Below are 23,017 nucleotides of genomic sequence, written 5' to 3'. Positions count from 1 at the left end.
CGGATGCTCCCGCCTGCGCCTGCCCATCCCCGGATGGGCCCCGCAGTTGGGCCGGGCGCCGCGCAATGCGCGGCGCGGGGCCGCAGCCTCACCGCAGCCTGAGGCTCAGCGGCAGGCCAGCGCCTCCGTCAGCCCGGTGCCGGGCTTGAAGGCGCCGATGTCCTTGGTGGCGATCTCTCCGTCCTGCAGCCGGGAGATGATGATCCGGTGCCAGTCGCCGCTGGCGGTCACCAGTTCCGGCCCCTCACCGCAGTCGCGGATGCCGGAGGTGATGAATTCCTCGCCGATGCGGTGATTGGTCAGCCCGGGCTTGCTGGCCACTTCGCGCAGCACCCCGTCCCGGAACCGCCAGATGCGCAGGGTCTTTGCCAGATGCGGCCGGTCGATATAGGCGATTTCCACGTGCCCGTCGCCATCCAGATCCGCGGCGCCGATGGGGGCAAGCCAGCGGTTCTTCCTTCCGATGTAGGGTGTTGTGGCAACAAGCTGGAGATCAGGAGCACCCCGGTCGGTATAGATCGCGAGCTGTGCGCCTTTCGCAGCATGGCTGCGGACAGTGATGATTTCAGCGCTTTGATCCCCGTCCAGATCCACGAGCCTGGGCGCGGTGTCCTCAAACACATGGCGGATGTCCAGCGATACCGATTTTGTGCCGCACGAATCTGCGCCCGCCGCGCTCGAGTAAACCGTCAGCCGGGTGTACTCGATGGCATCCCCAAGAACGCCATGCGCGTAGCGGCTGGTTTCGCCGCTGTACCACGCTGCAGAGACGTTCTGGCCCGGGCAGATCTCGAACTGGCTTCCCTTACAGCCGGATGCAACGGTGTATGAGCCATTGGATGCTCCGGAACCGCCGGGCGGCAAACGGCACGCCTCAGCCGCGCTCAGAACCCCCGCCCAAAGGCACACCGCCCACCAGGCGCGGCGGGCGGAACCGGGCCGGGCGCGCATCCGCAGACACCGCGCTGCCGACCCGTTGATCATCAGATCTGCTTTTCGGGCATATGCACCACCAGGCCGTCCAGATCGTCGGTCACCTTGATCTGGCAGGTCAGGCGCGAGCGGGCCGGATCGGGCTCATAAGCGAAATCCAGCATGTCCTCTTCCATGTCGTCCTTGGCGGGCAGCTTCTCGACCCAGTCCGGCGCGATGTAGACGTGGCAGGTGGAACAGGCGCAGGCACCGCCGCAATCGGCCTCGATGCCCGGAATGTTGTTGTCGCGCGCGCCTTCCATCACGGTCAGCCCGCTGGCCACATCCACAACATGTTCGGTGCCGTTGTGCTCGATGTAAGTGATCTTTGCCATTGTCAGCTCTCTTCCCTTTTCCGGTACTTGCGCGACTGTGTAGCCAAGCGCCTGCGCCGGTGCCAGCCCCAATTGCGACGCCGCCCTGCCGCTGCTGGACTTTCCCTGCAAATGTTCTATATTTGTTCGCACTCAAATATTCTCAACCACAGGGCCGTTTTCCTCATGCCAGCCGCCGCTCCGGCCTATACGCCCCCCCGCACAGCAGACCGGCACAAGCCGCAGCCCTGGCCGCACCCGCCCCACTGCCTGCCCGCCGCCCGGCTGCAGGAGCCGCCGGAAAACGCCCGCATCACCGTCGCCGGGCTGGTGATCCTGCGCCAGCGCCCCGGCACCGCCAAGGGGGTGATCTTCGTCACGCTCGAGGACGAGACCGGCATCGTCAACGTGATCGTCTGGCGCAAGATCTACGAGGCGTTCCGCCGCGCGGTGATCTCCGGGCGGATGCTGCGGGTCACCGGGCGGCTGCAGCGGGCGCATTCCGTCACCCATGTGATCGCCGAAGATGTGGAGGACATCTCGCCCATGCTCGACCTCTTGCTGGCAGATCAGGGGCGCCAGGACGATCCGGCCTTTGCGGACGGCCCCGAACTCGGCTAGGCTGCCGCCAAACAACGGCGTCCGGCCCCGGCAGGGGCATAGACAGCGGGCACCGGCAAGAGGCAACCGGGCATGACGCCACCCATTCTCCCGACCCGCCGGCGCCTTGCGCCGGCCCTGCTGCTGGCAGCCCTGGCGGCGCTGGCGGCCTGCGTCCAGCCGCAACCCGGCAGTGAAGTCACGCGCCAGGGCCGCTACGCCCCGCCCGGCGCAGCCCCCGATACCTGCTGGAGCAAGCACACCTCCCCCGCGGTGATCGAGACCGTCACCAGCCAGGTGCTGGCCGAACCGGCGCAGCTGGACGAGGGCGGCCAGGTGATCCGCCCCGCAACCTTCCGGACTGAGACCCGCCAGCAGATCGTGCAGCCGCGGCAGGAACAGTGGATCGAAATCCCCTGCCCCGCCCTGATGACCCCGGACTTCATCCGCACCGTGCAGCGGGCGCTGGCGGCGCGCGGGCTCTACCGCGGCCCGGTGAGCGGCCAGATGGACGCCGCCACCCGCGCCGCGGTGCGGCGCTACCAGGCGCCGCTGGGGCTGGACAGCGGCACCCTGACGTTGGCCTCCGCCCGCAGGCTGGGACTGATCGCGGTCGCCGGCTGAACCAGGTGGTTCAGCTGCCCGGTTCCCAGCCGCCAAACCCTCTGCTAAGGTCCGCGCACCGGGCCACAGACGCAAAAGAGACAAACACCATGCTGACCACCCGCCTGCCGGACACCGGCTTTCTCTCCGGTGCCTCCGGCCCGCTGCGCCGGATGCTGGAGAGCCAGGCCACCGAGGTGCGCCTGCGCCAGGGCGAGGTGCTGTTCGAGCAGGGCGATCCGGGCGACGCGCTCTATGCGATTGCCGAAGGCGCGCTGGAGTTTTCGGTGCTCTCCGCCTCCGGCCGCAAGCTGTCGCTCGACATGATGCGTCCCGGCGCGGTGTTCGGCGAGATCACCCTGTTCGATCCCGGCGAGCGCACCGCCACCGCCATCGCCGCCGAGCCCAGCCGGGTGCTTCGCCTGCGCAGCGGCGACGTGCTGGCGCAGATCCGCCAGCACCCCGACCTGGCTGCCGACCTGCTGCGGCTGGCGGGCCAGCGGATGCGCTGGATGAACACTCAGCTCAATGAGCAGGTGTTCCTGCCGATGCCGGTGCGGCTGGCGCGCAAGCTGCTGTATCTGGCGCCCGAGGGCAGCGACGGCCGCATTGCGCTGTCGCAGGCGGAGCTGGCGGAATTTGTCGGCGCCACCCGCGAGGCGGTGTCCAAGACCCTGGCCGCCTGGAAGCGCAGCGGGCTGGTCGGCATCAGCCGCGGCGGCGTGCAGATCCTCGACCGCGGCGAACTGGCCGTTCTGGCCGAACCGGATTCAATCTGACCCCGGCGGCGGAAAATTCCGCAACAAAATCCGCGCTCTGTAATCCCGGTCACAGAACCCGCTGCCGCCCTGCGCCATAAGTGCCCCATAGACGGCCATGAACGTTCCATCCCAATGGCTGCCTGTCCAACAAGAGCCATGTGCCCGCCAGCGCATGGCTCTTGCCCTTTTTCCGCCCATTGCCCGAAACCGCAGACGCAGCAGCCGCGCGCAAAAGTTTGCTGAAAAGTCTTGGGCCGCAGAACGCAAAAGGCCGGGCATTGCCCGGCCTTCCCCTTGATTTCAAGCAACTTCCGCCCCGGATCACTCCGACAGGTTCAGCGCCACAAAGCGCGGCTCGCCGCCGCGGCGCACCAAGAGCAGCAGCGACTTGCGCCCGGCATCCTTGGCCTCGCTGACGCGGGCCTCCAGATCGCTGATCGAAGCCACCTTCTGCTGGCCCGCCTCGGTGATCACGTCACCGGCGCGCAGGCCCTTCTCCCAGGCTTCCGAGGTCTCGTCGACGGACAGGATCGCCAGGCCGTCGGTGCCTTCCGCCACATTCAGCTCGGCGCGCAGCTGGTCGGTCAGCACGCCCACCGACAGGCCCAGAAGCTCTTTCTCGGTGCTGCCGGGAGCGTCGTCCGAACCGTCCTGCCGGGACGGCCCGCGCTCGGCATCCTCGCGGCGGCCCAGGGTGACCCGCAGGGTTTCGGTCTTGCCTTCACGGTAGACCACGACCCGCACGGTCTTGCCCACCTCGGCGTTGCCGACCTGGCGCACCAGGCCGCGGGTGTCCTTCACGTCGACCCCGTCAAAGCTGACGATCACGTCGCCCGCCAGCATGCCGGCCTCTTTGGCCGGGCCGTTCGGCACGTCGGTGACCAGCGCGCCGCGGGCCTTTTCCAGCCCCATCGCCTCGGCCAGGTCGGAATCCACGTCCTGGATCTTGACGCCCAGCCAGCCGCGGCGGGTCTCGCCGAATTCCTTCAGCTGCTCGACCACCTTGACCACCACGTTGGAGGCCATCGAAAAGCCGATGCCAATGGAGCCGCCGTTGGGCGACAGAATTGCGGTGTTCACGCCGACCACGTCGCCGTCCATGTTGAACAGCGGCCCGCCGGAGTTGCCCCGGTTGATCGCCGCATCGGTCTGGATATAGTCGTCATAAGAGCCCGAAAGCTCGCGGTTGCGCGCCGACACGATGCCCGCGGACAGCGAGAAGCCCTGCCCCAGCGGGTTGCCCATCGCCACCACCCAGTCGCCGACGCGGGCGGTGTCGCTATCGCCGAACTTGACGTATTTCAGCGCCGCCGGCGCCTCCACCTTCAACAGCGCGATATCGGTGTTGGGATCGGTGCCGATCACCTTGGCCGGCAGCAGTTCCTTGGGCTGGCCTTCGCCCGGGAAGAACTCGATCTCGATCTCGTCGGCGCCATCAATCACGTGGTTGTTGGTGACGATATAGCCGTCCTCGGAAATCACGAAGCCCGAGCCCAGCGCCGACGACCGGCGCGGACGGGTGCCATTGCCGTTGCGGTCCTGGAACTCGCGGAAGAAATCCTCGAACGGCGAGCCTTCCGGCACGATGCCCTGCGGGCCGGTGCGCCCCTCGACAACGGTGCTGGTGGTGATGTTGACGACCGCCGGGCTGACCCTGTCGGCCAGCGGCGCCAGGCTCTCGGGCCGCGCCATCGCGGTCACCGCCTGCATCAGCAGCACCGCCGTGGCCAGCACCGCAAGCCAGACCCAGCGCACCATCGCGCCGCTGCCGCCTGCCCGGCTGGAAATTGCAATTGCCTGTGGCTGCACGGATCTACTCCTTGTCATTTTCAATTCTTCTCCCCTGTCCATGCGGGCGCAAACGCCCCGGGTGCCGGACAGAGTCTTACGGACCCAATGTAGGAACTCTCCCCCGTCCCGCAACAAATGTTGCACGGAATAAAGCCGCTGTGATCCGGTTTTCGCCCCCGCTTTGCGGGCCTGCGCCCGGCTGGCGCCATCCTAGCAGGGAATGCGTGAAGTTTCGCTGAATTTCTGCGCCGGGCGCGAGCCTCAGAACCCGAGGCGGAATGCCAGCCAGACCAGAATGAGGCCCAGCGCCAGCGCCGCCAGCCCGGCATTGCGGCGCTGCTCCTCGCTCAGCACCCGCAGCATCTCCAGCAGGCGCTCCACAAGCGAAGGGGCCAGTGCGTACACCAGCCCCTCTGCAATCAATACCAGCCCGAGGGCCAACAGGACAAAGCCCATTACTGGCGCACCGACTGCCCGCCGGAGGACTTCAGGTAGTTGAAGAACTCGTTGTCCGGCGACAGCACCAGCGAGGAATTACCCGCCAAGAGCGAATTGGCATAGGCGTTCAGCGAGCGGTAGAACTCGAAGAACTCGGCGTCGCGGCCGTAGGCGGAGGCAAAGATCGCGTTGCGCTCGGCGTCCGCCTCACCGCGGATCACCTCGGCTTCGCGCTCGGCTTCCGACACCAGCTCGACCTCGGTCCGGTCGGCCTGGGCGCGGACGCGCTGCGCCGCCTCTTCACCGCGGGCGATCTCATCCGCCGCTTCCCGCTCGCGCTCGGCGCGCATCCGGGCAAAGGTGGCTTCCAGGTTGGCCTGCGGCAGGTCGGTGCGTTTCAGCCGCACGTCGATCACCTCAAGGCCCAGCTGGCGGGCCTGGGTGATGGCGCCGTTGCGGATCCGCAGCATCAGCGCAAAACGGTCCGAGGACAGGATGTCGTTGGAGCTCACGGAACCCAGCACCTCACGGGTCTGCGCCCGCATGATCTTGTCCAAACGCAGTTCCGCGGCACCAATGCCGCCGCCGCCGACGGCCTGACGGAAGGTATCCACATTGGCAATCCGGTAGCGCGCAAAGGCGTCCACGATCAGGCGGCGGTCATCCAGCGGGGTGACTTCCAGCGGGCCGACTTCCAGGCTCAGGATGCGGTCGTCATAGCGCACCACATTGTCGATAACCGGCAGCTTGAACGCCAGGCCCGGGGCTTCCTTGATGTCCACCACCCGGCCAAAGCGAAGAACCAGCGCCTTTTCACGCTCGTCCACGATGAAGATCGCCGACAGCACAGCAATCGCCGCGACCACCAGGACGGGCAGAAGAAGAGTAGATTTCCGCATCAGTTGCCCTCCTGCGATTTGCGCAGTTCATTGAGCGGCAGATAGGGCACGACGCCCTGGCCTTCGCCGCCTGCAGTGTCATCCAGGATGATCTTGTCGACCCGGCTCAGAACCTCTTCCATGGTTTCAAGGTACAGGCGCTTGCGGGTCACTTCCGGCGCTTTCTGGTATTCCGCCAGAACCGCGCTGAAGCGGCTCGCCTCACCCTGCGCCTCGTTCACAACCTGCGCACGGTAGGCCTCGGCCTCTTCCAGCGTCTGCGCCGCCTGGCCGCGGGCGCCCGCCAGCTTGCGGTTGGCATAGGCATCAGCCTGCTTCTCCAGCCGGTCGCGTTCCTGGCCTGCGGACTGCACTTCGCGGAAGGCGTCCTTCACCGGCTCCGGCGGGTCGGCGCCGTCAAAGTTCACCCGGACGATGTTCACGCCGCTGTCGTAGCTGTCCAGGGTGTCCTGGATCAGCTCTTCCAGACGGGCAGTGATGGCTCCGCGGTCGCGGTTCAGGATCGGCGCCAGCTCGGATTGGGCGATGATCTCGCGCATCGCCGATTCCGATACCGCGTTGATGGTCGAGCGCGGGTCGCGCAGGTTGAACAGGAACCGCGCCGGGTCGGAGATGTTCCACACCACTTGGAAATCCACGTCGATGATGTTCTCGTCGCCGGTCAGCATCAGCCCCGCGTCAGAGCCCCGGGCGCCGGAGCCGATGTTCTCGGTCTGCTCGACCCGGACCGGAATCACCTCATAGGTGACCAGCGGCCAAGGGGCAAAGTTCAGGCCCGGCAGGCCGGTGTCGGAATATTCGCCAAGGAACAGTTCCACCGACTGCTCTTCCGGCTTGACGGTATAAATGCTGGCAAAGCCCCACAGCACCACGCCGGCGATCGCCGCAAGCCCCAGGGTGCCCTTGGTGAACAGCGGCGCGCCGCCGCCCGGCCCGCCGCGCCCGCCGCGGCCGCCGCCGGAGCCGCCGCGCCCGCCCATCAGCACGCGCAGCTGCTCCTGGCCTTTTTTCACCAGCTCATCGATTTCGGGGATCTGGGGATCCTCGGGCTTGCGCCCGCCGCCGTTGTTGCCCCGGTTGCCGCCTCCGCCGCCGGAGGAGCCACCGCCCCCCCATGGGCCACCGCTATTGCCCGCCATTTGTCTCCTATCCGTTTGCTGCCGCCCTTCCCCTCTTCAGAAAGGGCAGCATGTGTGTTCTATTCTTGCCGGTTTGCCCGCTCAGGTCGAGCGCACCGGAGTTTTCAGTGTTACCAACTCTTCCGACATTGTCGGGTGCACCGCAACCGTGCGGTCGAAATCTTCTTTGGTTGCACCCATTTTTACGGCGATTCCGGCCAGCTGGATCATCTCGCCCGCACCGGGTGCGACGATATGGCAGCCCAGCACCTTGCGGGATGCCTTCGAAACGATCAGCTTCATCAGCACCCGCTGCGCCCGGCCCGCAAACGCCTGCTGCATCGGCTTGAAGGAGGTCGCATAGACCTCGATCGGCTCCCGCTCGCTTGCCTCTTCCTCGCTGAGACCGATGGTGCCCATCTCCGGCTGGGTGAAGATCGCGGTCGGGATCAGCTCATGGTCCGGGCTGGTCGGGTTGCCCTTGAACACGGTCTCGACAAAGGCCATCGCCTCGCGGATCGCCACCGGCGTCAGCGCCACCCGGTCGGTCACATCGCCGATCGCATAAACCGACGGCACCGAGGTCTGGCTGTATTCATCCACGATGATCTCGCCCTTGCGGCCGCGCTCCACCCCGATCTCCTCCAGCCCGAGGTTGTCGGCATTGGGGGTGCGGCCGGTGGCATACATCACCTTGTCGAACAGCCGCTCCTGGCCGTTGGTGGACTTCACCCAGATCTTATCGCCTTCCTTGCGCATCTCCAGCACGTTGGTGCCCAGATGCACGTCGATGCCCGCCTGGCACATTTCCTCGCTGATCAGCCCGCGCGCCTCGTCGTCGAATCCGCGCAGGATCTGCGCGCCGCGGTAGAACTGCGTGGTCTTGACGCCCAGCCCGTTCATGATGCCGGCAAATTCGCTGGCGATATAGCCGCCGCCGACGATCAGCAGCGTCTCCGGCAGCTTGTCCAGGTGGAACATCTCGTTCGAGGTGATCGCCAGCTCCGAGCCCGGGAACTCCGGCACCGCTGGCCAGCCGCCGGTGGCAATCAGGATATGCTTGGCGGTTTTGCGGGTGCCGTCGGCCAGCTCCACCGTATGGGCGTCAGCCAGCTTGGCGCGGCTGTCGAAGCTTTCGACCCCGTTGTTCTTCAGGATGTTGCGGTAGATGCCTTCCAGCCGGTCCAGCTCGCCGTGCAGCTTGCCCTTGAAGGCATCCCAGTCAAAGGCGCCGGGCTTGATGTCCCAGCCATAGGCGCGGGCGTCCTCGACCATGGCGGAATATTCGCTGGCGAACACCATCAGCTTTTTCGGCACGCAGCCGCGGATCACGCAGGTGCCGCCATAGCGGTCCTCTTCGGCCAGCGCCACCTTGGCGCCTTCCTGCGCCGCAACCCGCGCCGCCCGCACCCCGCCGGAGCCGCCGCCGATGACAAACAGATCGTAATCAAAGCTCATGAAGTTCCGCCCTTTGCATTTCTTGAGGTGGTGTATCCCATAACGGACCACCAAACGCCATATGCCCAAGTGGGCGTTCCCGCGCCGCATTCAACCTTTTGCATTGAATTTGCACAGGCTTGTGAGGCGAAAGGCCTCACCTGCAAGGCGCAGGGCAGCGCCCGGTCCTCAGCGCGGGTGCTGCAAGCGCCCGCCCCGCGGGGGTTGGCCGGGCGAAACTCAATCCATCAGATCGGTGAACAGATTGTCGTTCTCGACAAAATCCAGCTTGTCCTTCTCGACGGTGCCCTCGTTGATGTCGCGCACCTCGACCCGCCCGTCGCCGTATCCGATCACCACGGTGTCGCAGATGTCGATGAACAGCCCGTTCTCGATCACGCCCGGAATCTGGTTCAGCACCAGCGCCAGCTGGCGGGCATTGCCGATCCGCTTCAGATGCAGGTCGAGGATATAGTTCCCCTCGTCGCTCACAAACGGCACCTCGCCGTTCATCCGCAGGGTCGAGGTGCGGCCCATCACATCCATCGACACCAGCGTCTCCTCGATCAGCGCCTGGCTGCTCTGCCAGCCGAACGGCAGCACTTCCACCGGCAGCGGGAAGGCGCCCAGCGTCTCCACCATCTTGCTGGCGTCGGCAATCACCACCATCTGGTCCGAGGCCGTGGCGACGATCTTCTCCTGCAGATGCGCGCCGCCGCCGCCCTTGATCAGGTTCAGATCCGGGTCGAACTCGTCAGCGCCGTCGATGGTCATGTCCAGCCATTTGGCCTCATCCAGCGACACCACGTCGATGCCTACGTCCCGCGCCAGCGCCGCGGTGCGGCTGGAGGTCGGCACCGCGGTGATCCGCAGCCCTTCGCGGCTCACCATCTCGCCCAGGCAGCGCACCAGCCAGGCCGCGGTGGAGCCGGTGCCCAGGCCCACCCGCATCCCGTCCTCGACCATCTCCGCCGCCCGCTTGGCCGCGACGAACTTCGCCTTGTCGATGGGGGACAGCTCTCCGGTCATCACTGGTCTCCATGATTACGCTTCCTGCGCCGTTATAGGCGGTCAGCCGCCCCCGCGCGAGGGGGCATTTTCCGCACCCCGCCGCCGCCGGGCTGGAAACCGGGCCCATTTGCACTAGTCCTCATCCTCTTAGGAGGGACATGATGCTGCAATTCGACGAGGAAACCACCCGCGTGCTGGAGGATGCCTATCAGGGCGCCGACATCTCCCGCCGCCGGCGGGCCAATTTCGACGCCCTGCAGCCACAGCCGGGCGACCGCATTCTGGACCTTGGCTGCGGCAACGGTCTGCTGACACTGGAACTCGCCCGCACCGTCGGCCCCGCGGGCCATGTGACCGGGCTGGACGCCAGCCCCGACATGCTCGCCGCCGCCCGCCAGCGGCTGGAGGGGCGCGCAAACACCACCCTCACGGAAAGCGACGCCGCAAGCCTGCCGTTCGAGCCGGAAAGCTTTGACAAGGCGGTGTCGGTGCAAGTGTTCGAATACATCACCAGCCGCCGCCCGGTGCTGCGCGCCCTGCACCACGTGCTGCAGCCAAACGGCCGCCTGGTGATCGGCGACATCCACTGGGACACGCTGGCGTGGCACAGCGACAACGCCGCCCGGATGCAGCGATTCCTGGACATCTGGGACGCCCATATGGCTGAACGCGCCCTGCCCGCCCGGCTGCCGGAGGAGCTGCGCGGCTGCGGCTATGCGCCCGAAACCCTGCAACCGCTCACCATCTGCGACACCAGCCTGCGCCCAGACGGAATGGCGGCGATGATGATCCGCCTGATCCGCGCCTACGCGGTCGAGAGCGGCGCCACCGACGCAGACGACGCCGCCGCCTGGGCGCAAGAGCAGGGGGAACTGGCGCAGGAGGGACGGTTCTTCTTCTCCCTCACCCACTTCGTCTGCAGCGCCCGGCGGGTCTGAGCCGGTATCCGCCTTCTGAGCAACGGCCTGGAACGCGCCAAGCAAACCTGTCTCGAACCGGCCGCTCCCTGCGGCTCTTCCGAAAGCCTGCGGCGCGGATGTTGCCGACATTGGCGATTGCCTCTCTCGCAATCGCCCTACTCTGGAATGAATCCGGCCTTCCTCAGTCCAGAGAGAGTTTGTAGATCACACCATCCTTCATGATCAGGTCAAAGTTTTCGGCGGGATCACCAACCAGGTCGAGGTTTTCAAGCGGATTGCCATCGACCAAGATCAGATCGGCATAGGCACCAACCTCGACGACTCCGAGCGCCCCTTCCTGATACGGGTTGAGTTCACCGGACATCTTGAGCAATTCGGCATTGTCACAGGTCGCCATCTTCAGTGCTTCGAAAGGTGTGAACCATTTCTTCAGCTTGACAAGTTGCGCGCCCTGACGCGCGGCAAGGTTCTCATCAAACAATGCATCCGTGCCGAAGGCTATCTTCACTCCGAGCTCCTTTGCCGTTGGATACACGAAATCCGTGCCTTCGGTGACACGCGCATATTTTGCTCGGCTGTCGGCACTCGGCAGGGTCGGCGCATCCTCGTCGTCGAGGAAGGGTTGAATACTGAGCCAGACATCTTCGTCGGCCATCCGCTGGAGTGTCTCTCGCGTGACAAGGTGGCCGTGCTCGATGCTTTTTACACCAGCGTCCATCGCGTGATTGACCGACTCGTCCGAAATCGTGTGGGTCAAAACGTAGGTACCCCAACCCTCGGCGACAGTTACGGCGGCGCGGATTTCCTCGAGGGTGTACTGGACCGTGTGAATCGGATCGTAGGCCGAGGTGACCCCGCCACCGCCATGGACCTTCACTTGGGTTGCGCCCCCCATCAGGACTTCGCGCGCGCGCTTGAGTACTTCGGGAACCCCGTCGGCGACGTAGAACATTCCCGCACGTTCAAACGGGTGGAGGTGACCGTGTTCCGCGGGTACATCGTTTGTCGACCTGAAGTCGCCGTGCCCCGAGGTTTGCGTCAGTTGCGGTCCTGAAGGATAGACACGCGGTCCGACAATCAGGCCCTCGTCGGTCGCTCGAGCGATGTCAAACATCGGCCCGCCGGCATCGCGAATCGTGGTAAATCCACGATAGAGCACATCCCGCTGCGCCTTCGCGGCGATCAGGTTCCAATATCCTTCTCCGGAGCCCATGAGCCGCGCCACTGTTGCCGTCGCGATGACCCCATGCCAATGCGCATCGATCAGGCCGGGCATGAGCACTTGACCGTCAGCCTCGATAACCAGCGCATCCGCCGGCGCATCCAGATTGGGTTCGATTTGGGTAATGAGGTTCCCGGATATCAGTACATCCGCAGCCTCCAGTTCCGGCGTGCAGCCATCAAAAACCTTAGCACCACGGATCACGATGTTTTCGTGAACCTTTCCAAGAGCTTCACTCGGCCCATCATGTGAATGGACAGCGCCCGCCATTGCGAGGGCCACTGCCGTCGAGCAAATGAAAGTGCCAGATTTGCTAACCAAATTATTCATCGAAACCTTCCCAGTTGTTTTGAAAATGGCAAAAAATGACGCGGCTGAAATGCAAAAGGCTCCTTTACATCCCACTTTGAGTAGAACGGTTCCACCGCCACAACCGCGCGTCAAGCTCCATACGTCTTGAGTGACCTCTCACCAGCCTGCCGTTGCGCCGGATCTGAACGGCGTCTATCCGCCGCTTCGGGGCCGCTTGGCCAAACATATATCACAAAGGCGGGTTTCCTATTGGAAACGCCGGAAACGGACACATATTCCGCCGGTCCGAGTTATAATGTTGCGTCATGAAACCCGAATACCGCCTGCACTACGCCCCCGACAACGCCTCACTGGTCATCCGGCTGGTGCTGGAGGAGCTTGGCCAGCCCTATGAAACCCTGCTGGTCGACCGCCGCGCAGAGGCGCAGAACAGCCCCGAATACCGGGCGCTGAACCCGAACGGGCTGATCCCGGTGCTGGAAACCCCGGACGGGCCGGTTTTTGAAACCGCCGCCATCCTCTTGTGGCTGTCCGAACGCCACGGCGCGATGGCGCCGCAGCCCGGCAGCGCGGACCGCGCGGCGTTCCTGAAGTGGCTGTTCTTTGCCTCCAACACGCTGCACGCCGACCTGCGGATGCTGTTCTACCCGGACAAATACATCGGCGCGGCCAAGGCCGATCAGGTCCAGCTGCAAACCGTGCTGCGCCAGCGGCTGCACCGGCATCTGACCAACTTCGACCAGGCCGCCGCCGCCCGCCCCGGCTGGCTTGGCGCGCTGCAGCCGTCGGTGCTGGATTATTACCTCGCCTGCCAGATCCGCTGGATGGCGCTCTATCCCGCGCAGGCCGACAAGTCCTGGTTCACCCTGGCCCATTACCCCAGCCTGCAGCGGATCTGCGCCGGGCTGGAAGGCCGCCCCGCCGTTACTGTGGCGCGCGAGGCCGAGGGCCTCGGCGCCACCCCGTTCACATCCCCGGCCTACGCCAATCCCCCAGAAGGATCAGCCACCTAATGTTCCTCTCCGTTTTCGACATGTTCAAAGTGGGCATCGGCCCGTCGTCCTCCCACACCATGGGGCCGATGGTTGCTGCTGCGCGCTTCCTCGACATGATGCGCACCTCGCCGTTTGAATTCCACGGCCTGCGCGCCTCGCTGCACGGCTCTCTCGCCTTCACCGGCGTCGGCCACGCCACCGACCGCGCCACCATCCTCGGCCTCGGCGGCTTTGTCGCCCATGACTATGACGACGAGAAAGCCGAGGCCTTCCTGGCGGAGCTGGACAAGACCCACACCATGCACCCCGAGGGTCTGGGCGCGCTGCACTTCGATCCCAAGGCGGACATGATCTTTGACTACGATCACGCGCTGCCGGGCCACGCCAACGGCATGATCCTGATGGCCACCGACGCCCAGGGCGACGTGATCCTGAAACAGGTGTTCTACTCGATCGGCGGCGGCTTTGTCGTCACCGAGGAGGAACTCGCTGCAGGCAAGGCCACCGACGAAGGCGACCCGGTCCCCTTCCCGTTCAAGTCCGCGGCCGAAATGCTGGAGATGGCCAAGGCCAGCGGCAAGTCGATTGCCGAGATGAAGCGCGCCAACGAGATCTCCCGCGGCTGCTCCGAAAGCCTCGCCAAGGGCACCGCCCGCATCTGGCAGGTGATGAACGACTGCATCAACCGCGGGCTGGAGCGTGATGGCATCCTGCCCGGCGGATTGAAAGTGCGCCGCCGCGCCAAGGGCATCCATGATGCGCTGATGGCCGAGCGCGGCATGAACCTCACTGCGCCGCACACCATCAACGACTGGATGAGCGTCTACGCGATGGCGGTGAACGAGGAAAACGCGGCCGGCGGCCAGGTTGTGACCGCGCCGACCAACGGCGCCGCAGGCACCCTGCCGGCAGTGATCCGCTACTACCTCGACCATGTGCCGGGGGCGTCGGAAAGCCATGTCGAAGACTTCCTGCTGACCGCCGCCGCAATTGCCGGCCTGGTGAAATACAACGCCTCCATTTCCGGTGCTGAGGCCGGCTGCCAGGCCGAAGTCGGCTCCGCCTCTGCCATGTCCGCCGCAGGCCTCTGCGCCGTCATGGGCGGCACCCCCGAACAGGTGGAAAACGCCGCCGAAATCGCGCTGGAGCATCACCTCGGCATGACCTGCGATCCGGTCAAAGGGCTGGTGCAGGTGCCCTGCATCGAGCGCAACGGCCTCGCGGCGATCAAGGCGGTCTCCGCTGCGTCCCTCGCCCTGCGCGGCGACGGCCAGCACTTCGTGCCGCTGGACGCCTGCATCGAGACCATGCGCCAGACCGGCGCCGACATGCACGACAAATACAAGGAAACCTCGCTCGGCGGCCTCGCGGTGAACGTGCCGAACTGCTGAGCTTCAAGTCCAAAACTGCCCCCGCCGGGACAAACAAACAAAGGTTCGCGCCCGGCACCGAGGGTGGGCGTTTCGCGCCCGCCCTGGGGGGCGGGGACGGGCGCGAACCGGGCCGCAAGCGGCCCGGGATCTATTTTCGCAAACCGTCCCGCCTTCAACCGCACCTTGTAAGTTTCCTACACCCCGCCTAGCCTGCCGCCATGACACAGGACCGGCCCCTCCTCGGCATCGCCCTGATGCTGGGCTTCTGCATGGTGATCCCGCTGGGCGACGCCATTGCAAAACTGCTGACCAACCGGGTGCCGGTTGCCCAGATCGTTTTCATCCGCTTTGCCGCCCAGGCCGCGATCCTGCTGCCTCTGGCGCTGGCACTGCGGCTGCCGCTCAGCCTGTCGCGCCGGGTGGCGCCGCTGCTGTTCCTGCGCACGCTCTTGCAGATGGGCGGCATCGGCGCCATGTTCACCGCCTTCCGCTACCTGCCCTTGGCCGACGCGGTGGCAATTGCCTTCGTGATGCCCTTCCTGATGCTGCTGTTGGGCAAATACGTCCTGAAGGAACAGGTCGGCCTGCGCCGCCTCGGCGCCTGCATCGTCGGCTTCACCGGCACCCTGCTGGTCATCCAGCCCAGCTTTGCCGCTGTCGGCTGGAACGCGCTTTGGCCGCTGCTGGTGGCGGTGATCTTTGCCCTGTTCATGCTGATCACCCGCAAGATCGCCAAGGAAACCGACCCGGTCTCGGTTCAGGCCGTGGCGGGCGTCATGGGGACCGTGCTGCTGGCGCCGGTGTTCCTGATCGGCAATGCCGCCGGGATTACCGCCCTCTCCACTGCCCCGCCGCCGCAAGACACTTGGACCCTGCTGGCCGCGGCCGGCGCGCTTGGCACCCTGGCGCATCTGCTGATGACCTGGAGCCTGCGGTTCGCCCCCACCTCCACCCTGGCCTCGATGCAATACCTTGAAATCCCGGTGGCGGTGTTCTTCGGCTGGCTGATCTTCTCCGAACTGCCGAACACGCTGGCCGCTTTCGGCATACTGCTGACCATCAGCGCGGGCCTTTATGCGGTGATGCGCGAGCGCAGGGCCACGGAAACCGAAGAGCGCATCAACCCCGCCTGAAGCCCGGCCCGAAAACCAGCCTGCAGCTTAGCGGTCCAGCCGGACTGCCGCCAGCACAGCCGCCAGCAGCCGCCGCGGCACGATGGCCAGCAGCCCCGGCCCCTCCACCTCCAGCCGCACCGGACCCAGCGCCCGGTTCGAGGTGCCGATCCGCCCCATCGGCGACATCCGCAGGCCCTCGATGGGCCACTCCAGCCCTTGGGAGCGCCCCTGCACCTCCTGCATCGGAAACAGCGAAATCACTTCGCCTGCGCGGGCCGGCAGCCCCACCGCCCGGGTCAGGTGAAAGATCACCTCGGTTTCCCCCACCAGCACACACGGGGTTTCATGCCCCTGCACCAGCGTGGCAAAGGCCGCCAGCTGGTGATCCACCCGCGCGCCCAGGAACCCGACCGCCAGCACCGCCGGCGCCGCTATCCCGCGCAGCGCCTTGTCGAAATCGGTGCTGTCCTGCTCCGCCACCGGGTGCAGCGTCTCCGGCGAAAGCTGCGCCCGCACCGCATCGCTCAGCGAGTCGAAATCGCCGATCACCGCCCGCGGCACATGCCCCGCCGCCAGCGCCGCCGCGGCGCCGCCATCCGCCGCCACCAGCACCGGCGCCAGCGCCAGCGCCTCCGCCAGCGCGCCAGGGGCCAGCTCGCCGCCGCCCACCAGGGTGATTGGTTCCGAAGTGTCTACAATCTTAGTATTCATGCGGCGCATTCCTGCCTATTTTGGAAACAGGACACATTGTGAACACAAAATGATACGATCAATTGCACGGATTCGAGCAAAATTGGTCCTTCCAGCCTTTATGGTGAACGGCAGCAGATGTGACGAAGACGAGCGAGCTGATGGTACACAACAACAAAGTCTTGACCGTATCCTATGGAACCTTTTCCTGCACATTGGAAGGGTTCGAGGATTCCTTCGGCACGATGAAGGCCATCGCCGAGTATTTCCGCGACCTTGCCGCCGATGACCGCTATTTCGGCGCCGAGCCGCCGCAGCCGGACGCCGACATGCTGGCGCGCATCGCCCAGCGCGAGATTGCCCGCCAGGTCGAGGCCCGCACCAGCGAGGGCGGCATCCACCTGCGCGCTGCCACCCCGGCGCTTGGTGCCGCCGCTGCAGAAGCCCCCGCTCCGGCACCGGCAGCCCCGGCCCCGGCGCCTGCCGCGGAACCGGTTGCAGAGCAGCCCGCGCCCGCCCCGGCCCCGGTTGAGGAACCGGCCGCCGAAGCTGCCGTGAACGAAGCCGTCACTGAAGAAGCCGCTGCTGCTGACACCCTTGCCGCCGAAGTTTCCGAAGCCGCTGCTGAGGCCGTCGCAGAGGAAGCCAAGGCCGCTGCGGAAGAAATCGCGGAAGCGGAGGCAGAGGCCGCAGCGGAAGAAACCGCTGAAGCTGCAGCCGAAGCGGCAGAGGCTGCCGAAGCCGAAGCCGAAGCCGAAGCCGAAGCCGAAGCCGAAGCCGAAGCCGAAGAAGCCATCGCCGCCGTGCTGGGAACCGCAAGCGAAGAAGAGCCGGAACCCGCGGTTGAACTGATTGAGATCACCGAGGCAGAGGCGGAGGCACAGGCAGAAGACCTGCAAGCCGAAGCGCAACCGGACCAGCACGAGGCGGAAGAACTGCAGGACGAAGCGGAACAGGCCGAAGCCCCGGCCGCCGCGCCCGCCGATAGCATCGCCGCCAAGCTGCAGCGCATCCGCGCTGTGGTCGCGCAGACCCCCGCCGAGGACTTCAGCGAAGACGAGCACGCCGAAGACGTGCTGGAAGGCGCCGCCGAAGACATCGCCAGCGCGCTGCTGGAGGATGACGGCACCGGCGAGCCGGATTTCGACGACGAAGGCGACGACGCAATTGCCCAGGCGCTGGACCGTCTGGACCTGAGCGCCGAAGTCAGCGAGCCCGCCGCCGAAGCGCCCGCCGCGCAGGAGCCGTTCCCCGGCGACCCCGAGGAAGCCTTCGACGACAGCCTGTTCGAGAACCTGCGCAGCGCCACCGCTGAAGAGGCCGCCGGGGCAGAGGACGAGGACGCCGGCGCTGAAAACCTCCTGTCAGAGGACATTGCCGGGGCCGCAGCTGCAGAGCAAGACGCCGCCGAGGAAATCACCGCCGAGGAAGACGCCGCTGAGCAGGACACCGCGGCAGAGGACACCACAGAGGCCCCCGCCCCGGCACCGGCCCGCGTCCGCATCATCAAGGTCAAGCGCGCCCGCCTGGAAGAGGCGGTTGCAACTGGCGAGCTGCAGGAGGAGGGCGCCGGCGGCGACCGCCTGTCCGGCACCAGCCCCGAAGCGGCAGAGGACACCGCCGCTGCGCAGGACACCCTGTCCGACGAGGATGAAGCCGACCTGATGCGCGAACTGGCGATGGTCGAGGCAGAGTTCCTCGCCGCGTCGGAAGCGCCCGAAGAGCCCGCCGCCGATGCAGACCAAGCAACCGAGGACGCGGCCCAGCAGCAGCCCGCCGCGGCCGGCCTGGCAGACAGCGATGTCAGCCGCCTGATGGACGCAGCCGACGCCAAGCTCGAAGACCCGGAAACCGCCTCCTCCCGCGAGGCCTACAGCCAGCTGCGCGCCGCAGTTGCCGCCACCAAGGCCGACGGCCCGGCCGGCGCCGCAACGGGCGACGAGGCCCAGCCCTACCGCGAGGACCTGGCCAGCGTGGTGCGCCCGCGCCGGCCCGAGGCCCGCCAGGGCGCCGCCGAGCGCCCGGCCAGCCCCGCTGCGCGCCCGGCCCCGCTCAAGCTGGTGGCCGAACAGCGCATCGACGAGGGCGCCCCCGCCGCCGCTGCCCAGCCGGTGCGCCCGCGCCGGGTGTCGACTGCGCTTCTGGATGATGACACCGATGCCGGCGGCAGCGGCTTTGCCGCCTACGCCGAAGAGCGCGGCGCCGCCGAACTGCATGAGCTTCTGGAGGCCGCCGCGGCCTATATGAGCTTTGTCGAAGGCCGCGACCATTTCTCGCGCCCGCAGCTGATGAGCAAGGTGCGCAGCGCCGGCAGCAGCGAGTTCAACCGCGAGGACGGGCTGCGCTCCTTCGGCCAGCTGCTGCGCGACGGCAAGATCGAACGCTCCGGCAACGGCCAGTTCACCGCCTCCGGCGACATCGGCTTCAAGCCCGGCAAACGCGCCGCGGGCTGAGCAGCCTGAAAGAACAGCCGAAAAAGGCGGCCCTGCGAGGCCGCCTTTCTTGTTTTCAAACCGGATCCAGGTTCATCTGGCCGGAAATATCCCGGGGGGAATGGGCCGTCCGGCCAAGAGGGGCAGCGCCCCTCTTCAAGTCAAGCCCGCGGGGCAGCGCCCCCTCCCCTTATTCTTTCCCGGCGTCCGGGTCTTCCTTGCCGACGCCGCGGAACACGAACTTGAACGGCAGCACCCAGGCAATGCCCAAGGCCACATAGACCAGCAGCTCCAGCCACAGCGGCGGCCGGTCGAGCCAGTTCATCACCGTGACCGCAGCCACGATATAAACCGGCATCCCGACCAGCAGGATGATCAGGGCCCAGCGCCGCCGGGCCTTGTAGCTCAGGCCTTTCTTCTCCGCCATCAGTCGGCGAACGGGTCGGTCACCAGGATGGTGTCGTCCCGCTCCGGGCTGGTGGACAGCAGCGCGACGGGGCAGTCGATCAGCTCTTCCACCCGTTTCACGTATTTGATCGCGTTGGCGGGCAGATCGTTCCAGCTGCGCGCGCCCTCGGTCGACTCGCTCCAGCCCGGCATTTCCTCATAGACCGGCACGCAGCGGGCCTGCTGATCGGCAGCGGTCGGCAGGTAGTCCAGGCGCTCGCCGTCCAGCTCGTAGCCGATGCAGATCTTCAGGGTCTCGAACCCGTCCAGCACGTCGAGCTTTGTCAGCGAGATGCCGTTGATGCCGGAGGTGGCGCAGGTCTGGCGCACCAGGCAGGCGTCGAACCAGCCGCAGCGGCGCTGGCGGCCGGTGGTGGTGCCGAACTCATGGCCGCGGGTGCCCAGGCGCTCGCCGTCCGCATCCGGGGTGCCGTCTTCCTTCAGCAGCTCGGTCGGGAACGGACCTTCGCCGACGCGGGTGGTGTAGGCCTTGACGATGCCCAGCACGTAATCGATCGAGCCCGGGCCGATGCCGACGCCGGTGGCCGCCTGGCCCGCAATCACGTTGGAGGAGGTCACAAAAGGATAGGTGCCGAAATCGATGTCCAGCAGCGCGCCCTGGGCGCCTTCGAACAGGATCCGCTTTCCGGATTTGCGCTTCTCGTTCAGCACCTTCCAGACCGGCGCGGCAAACGGCAGGATCTGCGGCGCGATTTCCTTCAGCTGGGCGATCAGCGCGTCGCGGTCGACCGGGTCGACGCCCAGGCCCTTGCGCAGCGGGTCATGATGCTGCAGCGCACGGTCGACGCGGGCCACCAGGGTGGCTTCGTCGGCCAGGTCGGCAACGCGGATGGCGCGGCGGCCCACCTTGTCCTCATAGGCCGGGCCGATGCCGCGGCCGGTGGTGCCGATCTTGGTGCCCTTGGAGGCCGCTTCCTCGCGCGCCCGGTCCAGTTCGCCGTGCAGCGGCAGGATCAGCGGCGTGTTCTCAGCGATCATCAGGGTTTCCGGGGTGATCTCCACGCCCTGTTCCTGAACCGTCGCGATTTCCTTCATCAGATGCCAGGGGTCCAGCACCACGCCATTGCCGATGACGCTCAGCTTGCCGCCGCGCACCACGCCCGAGGGCAGCGCGTGCAGCTTGTAGACCTTGCCGTCAATGACCAGCGTGTGGCCGGCGTTGTGGCCGCCCTGGAAGCGGGCGATCACGTCTGCACGCTCGCTCAGCCAGTCCACGATCTTGCCTTTCCCTTCGTCGCCCCACTGGGCGCCGACTACGACGACATTGGCCATATCCGGTCCTTTACAGTCTGGTTCAAACCCACGCTCATATAGCGATGCTGCGCAGGCAGTGGAACCGCAAATTCGCCGCAGTCGGCGCTAATTCCTGAAGCGCTGCATCTTCCCGCCCGGAACAAGGCGCGCAGCGCCGCCGGGCGAGCGCCTGCCCGCCCTTAGCATCAGGCCATAGACGCGGCACGCAGCGGGGGTGTTGCGCACCCGGCGTACGCCCCCTTCACGCAATCCTCACTCCGCAATGCCATGCTCCCAAGTGATCGCGATCCCCTGCCATGGTTCCCGCGCGCGGGGCCATGATACGAGGCGCAGGCATCTGTGCGGCTGGCTGCGCAACACCCGGAGACCGGCCCTGATAAAAAGGGGGGCGTCCAGGATATCCTGTCCGAGCAGGCCCCCGGCGGGGTCTGTCCACCTCCACCCGGCGGCGCCGCCCCCTGAAACGGGACACAGCGCAACACGGAATTATCCAGATAGGAACAGCTTAACCGCCCGAGCCCCCTTGGCCCCGGCGGCCAAATGGGCGCGCGTTAGCCCTGCAGCCGCACAGGTTCCCCGTGCGGTGTGCTCAGATACGCCTCCTCCCAGCGGCTGCGCATCACCTCGGCCTCCGCGGGCGAGGCCGCCCCCTGCTCCGCCAGGAACATCTCCAGCGTTTCCAGCCAGGCGCGGAAGTAGTCCTCGCCGCCGTCCAGCTCGCGGCCCAATCCGTGGCGTTTCAACGTGGCCGAAAACCGCTCCACCCACTCGCCCCAGCTGAACCGCCCGGCCTCGTTCAGATGCACGGTCAGGGCAAAGACCTGTGCGTGCCAGGGTTCGGCAAAGACAGGCTCCGGCGCGGATATTTCGGCACACTCACTCATAACGGCTCCAGATAGCTCTGCCACAGGTCCAGCACCACCTCGTCGTCGGGATGCTCCGGATGCGCCCACAACTCGCGGGCAAAGAAACGCACCGCATACAGCGGCTCCGGCGCCTCGCCCAGACCATGGGCGCTGCTGTCGGGGAAGACATGGGTGCCATGCAGCCGCAGGATATAGCCATGCGCCCCGGCGGCATAAGCAGGCAACCGCGTGTGGCCGCCGTCTGCCAAAGCGTTGTCGGCAGGGATTCGCGTCCGCACCGCCTGACCGGGGGAAAACCGCGGCGCCGGCCCGCCTTCGCGATCCGCCGGGCCGCCCTTGGCCAGCGCGGCCGCCACATTCTCCGCCTTCAAGGCCCGCTCCGCCAGCGCATGCAGCCCGGCGGCGCCCTTGCCCGCCAGGTCCTCGCGGGTCAGCACGCCCTTTTCAACCAGCAGGTCCGCCAGCGCCGCGATCCACTTCTCGTAATAGGAAAAGCGCGTGTAGTCCTTGGGCGAAAGCTTCTCGCGGGCATGGCGGGAGGTGTCGATGTTCCACTGCCCCAGCGCGCCGCAGGCCAGCGTCACCGCCAGCGCCCTTGCGTGCCAGTCCTCGGCAAAGACCGGCGCGTCTTCCGCCTCAGGCTGCACCGGCCCGTCGCCGAATCGCCCGCCCATGTCATGCACCCGGGTCATGACGGCGCCTCCCCCGGCGCCTTCGCCAATCCAGTGCCGATCATGCTGTCGCGGGTGACCAGCGCCGCCAGGTCTTCCTCGCTCAGCCCCTCAGCACCTTCAGGCCGCATTGGCAGCACCAGATAGCGGACCTCGGCGGTCGAATCCCAGACCCGCACCGCGGTCTCCTCGGGCAGTGTCACCCCGAACTCCGCCAAGACCTTGCGCGGCTCGCGCACCGCGCGGGCGCGGTAGGCATCAGACTTGTACCAGCCCGGCGGAATACCCAAGAGAGGCCACGGGTAGCAGCTGCATAAGGTGCAGACGACCATGTTGTGCTGCAGGCCGGTGTTCTCCACCACCACCATATGCTCGCCCTGGCGCCCGTAGTATCCCAGCTCCGCCAGCACCGGATCGGCATCCGCCAGCAAGGCCGCCTTGAAATCCGGATCGCTCCAGGCGCGGGCCACCACCCTGGCGCCGTTCTGCGGGCCGATCCTGTTTTGATAGGTGTCGATGATCTCATCCAGCGCGGCCGGGTCGATCAGGCCCTTTTCGGTGAGAATCGTCTCCAGCGCCTTCACCCGCAGGGCAGGATCAGGCGGCAGGAGGGCGTGCGGGTGGTCGTGATGGTCATGGGGCATGATCCCATGCTGCGCCGCTGCAGGCGGCCCTGTCCAGTCATGTTTGATGATGCAAACAATCACGTTGCGTGACGTCCGGTTCAATCCGCACAAACAGGTTCGCGCCCGGCC

Annotated in this window: 23 protein-coding genes; 8 read left to right on the top strand and 15 right to left on the bottom strand. The window is 66.4% G+C overall.

All coding sequences use genetic code 11. The features are described from left to right. Positions 1–105 precede the first annotated feature (105 nt). Together KUW17_RS09190 and KUW17_RS09185 are read right to left on the bottom strand one after the other, a co-directional pair. The gene (locus tag KUW17_RS09190) at positions 106–951 is read right to left on the bottom strand and encodes an FG-GAP repeat domain-containing protein (protein ID WP_226429204.1); all 846 of its coding nucleotides are present in this window, start codon (positions 949–951) and stop codon (positions 106–108) included. A 32-nt stretch (positions 952–983) separates the two neighbouring features. Beyond that, positions 984–1,307, bottom strand: coding sequence for a 2Fe-2S iron-sulfur cluster-binding protein (locus KUW17_RS09185; protein ID WP_058285880.1), 324 nt, complete (start codon positions 1,305–1,307; stop codon positions 984–986). A gap of 165 nt (positions 1,308–1,472) precedes the next feature. On the opposite strand from KUW17_RS09185, the gene KUW17_RS09180 reads away from it, so the two are divergent. The 3 genes from KUW17_RS09180 to KUW17_RS09170 all read left to right on the top strand — a co-directional run bounded on the left by KUW17_RS09180 (position 1,473) and on the right by KUW17_RS09170 (position 3,268). Then, entirely contained in the window at positions 1,473–1,907 is a 435-nt protein-coding gene (locus KUW17_RS09180; RefSeq protein WP_222478251.1) for an OB-fold nucleic acid binding domain-containing protein, read from the top strand. A 72-nt stretch (positions 1,908–1,979) separates the two neighbouring features. Beyond that, a complete protein-coding gene (locus KUW17_RS09175; protein ID WP_222478249.1) occupies positions 1,980–2,510 on the top strand; it encodes a peptidoglycan-binding domain-containing protein in 531 nt (176 codons plus the stop codon). Positions 2,511–2,599: 89 nt separating this feature from the next. After that, the gene (locus KUW17_RS09170; RefSeq protein WP_222478247.1) at positions 2,600–3,268 is read left to right on the top strand and encodes a Crp/Fnr family transcriptional regulator; all 669 of its coding nucleotides are present in this window, start codon (positions 2,600–2,602) and stop codon (positions 3,266–3,268) included. A gap of 303 nt (positions 3,269–3,571) precedes the next feature. Here the strand turns inward: KUW17_RS09170 and KUW17_RS09165 are convergent, their stop codons facing one another. From KUW17_RS09165 to rpiA, 6 genes are all read right to left on the bottom strand, one after another. Then, positions 3,572–5,059, bottom strand: a complete 1,488-nt coding sequence (locus tag KUW17_RS09165) for a Do family serine endopeptidase (protein ID WP_222478246.1) — start codon at positions 5,057–5,059, stop codon at positions 3,572–3,574. A 243-nt stretch (positions 5,060–5,302) separates the two neighbouring features. After that, the gene (locus tag KUW17_RS09160; protein WP_222478244.1) at positions 5,303–5,497 is read right to left on the bottom strand and encodes a DUF2065 family protein; all 195 of its coding nucleotides are present in this window, start codon (positions 5,495–5,497) and stop codon (positions 5,303–5,305) included. Further along, a complete protein-coding gene (hflC, locus tag KUW17_RS09155; RefSeq protein WP_222478242.1) occupies positions 5,497–6,378 on the bottom strand; it encodes a protease modulator HflC in 882 nt (293 codons plus the stop codon). The genes KUW17_RS09160 and hflC overlap by 1 nt, the downstream gene beginning before the upstream one ends. Then, positions 6,378–7,517, bottom strand: a complete 1,140-nt coding sequence (gene hflK / locus KUW17_RS09150; RefSeq protein ID WP_222478240.1) for an FtsH protease activity modulator HflK — start codon at positions 7,515–7,517, stop codon at positions 6,378–6,380. The genes hflC and hflK overlap by 1 nt, the downstream gene beginning before the upstream one ends. A gap of 81 nt (positions 7,518–7,598) precedes the next feature. Beyond that, entirely contained in the window at positions 7,599–8,954 is a 1,356-nt protein-coding gene (gene gor, locus KUW17_RS09145; protein WP_222478238.1) for a glutathione-disulfide reductase, read from the bottom strand. A 219-nt stretch (positions 8,955–9,173) separates the two neighbouring features. Beyond that, entirely contained in the window at positions 9,174–9,962 is a 789-nt protein-coding gene (rpiA, locus tag KUW17_RS09140) for a ribose-5-phosphate isomerase RpiA (protein ID WP_222478236.1), read from the bottom strand. A gap of 143 nt (positions 9,963–10,105) precedes the next feature. Here rpiA and KUW17_RS09135 point away from each other — a divergent pair, with 143 nt between their 5' ends. Beyond that, positions 10,106–10,882, top strand: a complete 777-nt coding sequence (locus KUW17_RS09135) for a methyltransferase domain-containing protein (RefSeq protein WP_222478234.1) — start codon at positions 10,106–10,108, stop codon at positions 10,880–10,882. Between the two features lie 163 nt (positions 10,883–11,045). On the opposite strand, the gene KUW17_RS09130 is transcribed toward KUW17_RS09135, so the two are convergent. After that, on the bottom strand, positions 11,046–12,416 hold the full coding sequence (locus KUW17_RS09130; RefSeq protein WP_222478232.1) for a metal-dependent hydrolase family protein: 1,371 nt from the start codon (positions 12,414–12,416) through the stop codon (positions 11,046–11,048). Positions 12,417–12,703: 287 nt separating this feature from the next. Between KUW17_RS09130 and KUW17_RS09125 the strand changes: the two genes are divergently transcribed. The 3 genes from KUW17_RS09125 (at position 12,704) to KUW17_RS09115 (ending at position 15,899) form a co-directional block, all read left to right on the top strand. After that, on the top strand, positions 12,704–13,411 hold the full coding sequence (locus KUW17_RS09125) for a glutathione S-transferase family protein (protein WP_222478230.1): 708 nt from the start codon (positions 12,704–12,706) through the stop codon (positions 13,409–13,411). Continuing rightward, the gene (locus tag KUW17_RS09120) at positions 13,411–14,784 is read left to right on the top strand and encodes an L-serine ammonia-lyase (RefSeq protein ID WP_222478228.1); all 1,374 of its coding nucleotides are present in this window, start codon (positions 13,411–13,413) and stop codon (positions 14,782–14,784) included. The genes KUW17_RS09125 and KUW17_RS09120 overlap by 1 nt, the downstream gene beginning before the upstream one ends. Positions 14,785–14,984: 200 nt before the next feature. Then, positions 14,985–15,899 (top strand): DMT family transporter, encoded by a 915-nt coding sequence (locus KUW17_RS09115; protein ID WP_222478226.1) that lies wholly within the window; start codon positions 14,985–14,987, stop codon positions 15,897–15,899. Between the two features lie 27 nt (positions 15,900–15,926). Here KUW17_RS09115 and KUW17_RS09110 read toward each other — a convergent pair whose 3' ends face one another. Next, positions 15,927–16,592 (bottom strand): thiamine diphosphokinase, encoded by a 666-nt coding sequence (locus tag KUW17_RS09110; protein WP_222478224.1) that lies wholly within the window; start codon positions 16,590–16,592, stop codon positions 15,927–15,929. 140 nt (positions 16,593–16,732) lie between these two features. Here KUW17_RS09110 and KUW17_RS09105 point away from each other — a divergent pair, with 140 nt between their 5' ends. After that, positions 16,733–19,024 (top strand): chemotaxis protein CheA, encoded by a 2,292-nt coding sequence (locus tag KUW17_RS09105; protein WP_222478222.1) that lies wholly within the window; start codon positions 16,733–16,735, stop codon positions 19,022–19,024. Between the two features lie 169 nt (positions 19,025–19,193). On the opposite strand, the gene KUW17_RS09100 is transcribed toward KUW17_RS09105, so the two are convergent. From KUW17_RS09100 to nthA, 5 genes are all read right to left on the bottom strand, one after another. Then, complete coding sequence (locus KUW17_RS09100; protein WP_222478220.1) at positions 19,194–19,430, bottom strand: DUF2842 domain-containing protein; 237 nt, start codon at positions 19,428–19,430, stop codon at positions 19,194–19,196. Further along, positions 19,430–20,743 carry an adenylosuccinate synthase gene (locus KUW17_RS09095; protein ID WP_222478218.1) on the bottom strand — a complete coding sequence of 438 codons (1,314 nt, stop codon included), beginning with the start codon at positions 20,741–20,743 and terminating at the stop codon, positions 19,430–19,432. The genes KUW17_RS09100 and KUW17_RS09095 overlap by 1 nt, the downstream gene beginning before the upstream one ends. Positions 20,744–21,276: 533 nt before the next feature. Further along, positions 21,277–21,609 carry a nitrile hydratase accessory protein gene (locus KUW17_RS09090; RefSeq protein ID WP_222478215.1) on the bottom strand — a complete coding sequence of 111 codons (333 nt, stop codon included), beginning with the start codon at positions 21,607–21,609 and terminating at the stop codon, positions 21,277–21,279. Continuing rightward, a complete protein-coding gene (gene nthB / locus KUW17_RS09085) occupies positions 21,606–22,283 on the bottom strand; it encodes a nitrile hydratase subunit beta (protein WP_222478213.1) in 678 nt (225 codons plus the stop codon). Before nthB ends, KUW17_RS09090 begins: the two co-directional genes overlap by 4 nt. Next, the gene (gene nthA, locus KUW17_RS09080; protein ID WP_222478211.1) at positions 22,280–22,906 is read right to left on the bottom strand and encodes a nitrile hydratase subunit alpha; all 627 of its coding nucleotides are present in this window, start codon (positions 22,904–22,906) and stop codon (positions 22,280–22,282) included. Before nthA ends, nthB begins: the two co-directional genes overlap by 4 nt. Positions 22,907–23,017 lie beyond the last annotated feature (111 nt).

This window comes from Leisingera aquaemixtae, assembly GCF_019801145.1.
Lineage (GTDB): Bacteria > Pseudomonadota > Alphaproteobacteria > Rhodobacterales > Rhodobacteraceae > Leisingera > Leisingera aquaemixtae_A.
Note: the sequence above shows the minus strand (reverse complement) of the source record. Positions and strands in the feature narration are given on the sequence as shown.

Bases quoted from the DNA above. Each gene is read 5' to 3' on its own strand.
- KUW17_RS09190 (WP_226429204.1), bottom strand. From the start codon at position 951: ATGCGCGCCCGGCCCGGTTCCGCCCGCCGCGCCTGGTGGGCGGTGTGC.
- KUW17_RS09185 (WP_058285880.1), bottom strand. From the start codon at position 1,307: ATGGCAAAGATCACTTACATCGAGCACAACGGCACCGAACATGTTGTG.
- KUW17_RS09180 (WP_222478251.1), top strand. From the start codon at position 1,473: ATGCCAGCCGCCGCTCCGGCCTATACGCCCCCCCGCACAGCAGACCGG.
- KUW17_RS09175 (WP_222478249.1), top strand. From the start codon at position 1,980: ATGACGCCACCCATTCTCCCGACCCGCCGGCGCCTTGCGCCGGCCCTG.
- KUW17_RS09170 (WP_222478247.1), top strand. From the start codon at position 2,600: ATGCTGACCACCCGCCTGCCGGACACCGGCTTTCTCTCCGGTGCCTCC.
- KUW17_RS09160 (WP_222478244.1), bottom strand. From the start codon at position 5,497: ATGGGCTTTGTCCTGTTGGCCCTCGGGCTGGTATTGATTGCAGAGGGG.
- hflC (WP_222478242.1), bottom strand. From the start codon at position 6,378: ATGCGGAAATCTACTCTTCTTCTGCCCGTCCTGGTGGTCGCGGCGATT.
- hflK (WP_222478240.1), bottom strand. From the start codon at position 7,517: ATGGCGGGCAATAGCGGTGGCCCATGGGGGGGCGGTGGCTCCTCCGGC.
- gor (WP_222478238.1), bottom strand. From the start codon at position 8,954: ATGAGCTTTGATTACGATCTGTTTGTCATCGGCGGCGGCTCCGGCGGG.
- rpiA (WP_222478236.1), bottom strand. From the start codon at position 9,962: ATGACCGGAGAGCTGTCCCCCATCGACAAGGCGAAGTTCGTCGCGGCC.
- KUW17_RS09135 (WP_222478234.1), top strand. From the start codon at position 10,106: ATGCTGCAATTCGACGAGGAAACCACCCGCGTGCTGGAGGATGCCTAT.
- KUW17_RS09130 (WP_222478232.1), bottom strand. From the start codon at position 12,416: ATGAATAATTTGGTTAGCAAATCTGGCACTTTCATTTGCTCGACGGCA.
- KUW17_RS09125 (WP_222478230.1), top strand. From the start codon at position 12,704: ATGAAACCCGAATACCGCCTGCACTACGCCCCCGACAACGCCTCACTG.
- KUW17_RS09120 (WP_222478228.1), top strand. From the start codon at position 13,411: ATGTTCCTCTCCGTTTTCGACATGTTCAAAGTGGGCATCGGCCCGTCG.
- KUW17_RS09115 (WP_222478226.1), top strand. From the start codon at position 14,985: ATGACACAGGACCGGCCCCTCCTCGGCATCGCCCTGATGCTGGGCTTC.
- KUW17_RS09110 (WP_222478224.1), bottom strand. From the start codon at position 16,592: ATGAATACTAAGATTGTAGACACTTCGGAACCAATCACCCTGGTGGGC.
- KUW17_RS09105 (WP_222478222.1), top strand. From the start codon at position 16,733: ATGGTACACAACAACAAAGTCTTGACCGTATCCTATGGAACCTTTTCC.
- KUW17_RS09100 (WP_222478220.1), bottom strand. From the start codon at position 19,430: ATGGCGGAGAAGAAAGGCCTGAGCTACAAGGCCCGGCGGCGCTGGGCC.
- KUW17_RS09095 (WP_222478218.1), bottom strand. From the start codon at position 20,743: ATGGCCAATGTCGTCGTAGTCGGCGCCCAGTGGGGCGACGAAGGGAAA.
- KUW17_RS09090 (WP_222478215.1), bottom strand. From the start codon at position 21,609: ATGAGTGAGTGTGCCGAAATATCCGCGCCGGAGCCTGTCTTTGCCGAA.
- nthB (WP_222478213.1), bottom strand. From the start codon at position 22,283: ATGACCCGGGTGCATGACATGGGCGGGCGATTCGGCGACGGGCCGGTG.
- nthA (WP_222478211.1), bottom strand. From the start codon at position 22,906: ATGCCCCATGACCATCACGACCACCCGCACGCCCTCCTGCCGCCTGAT.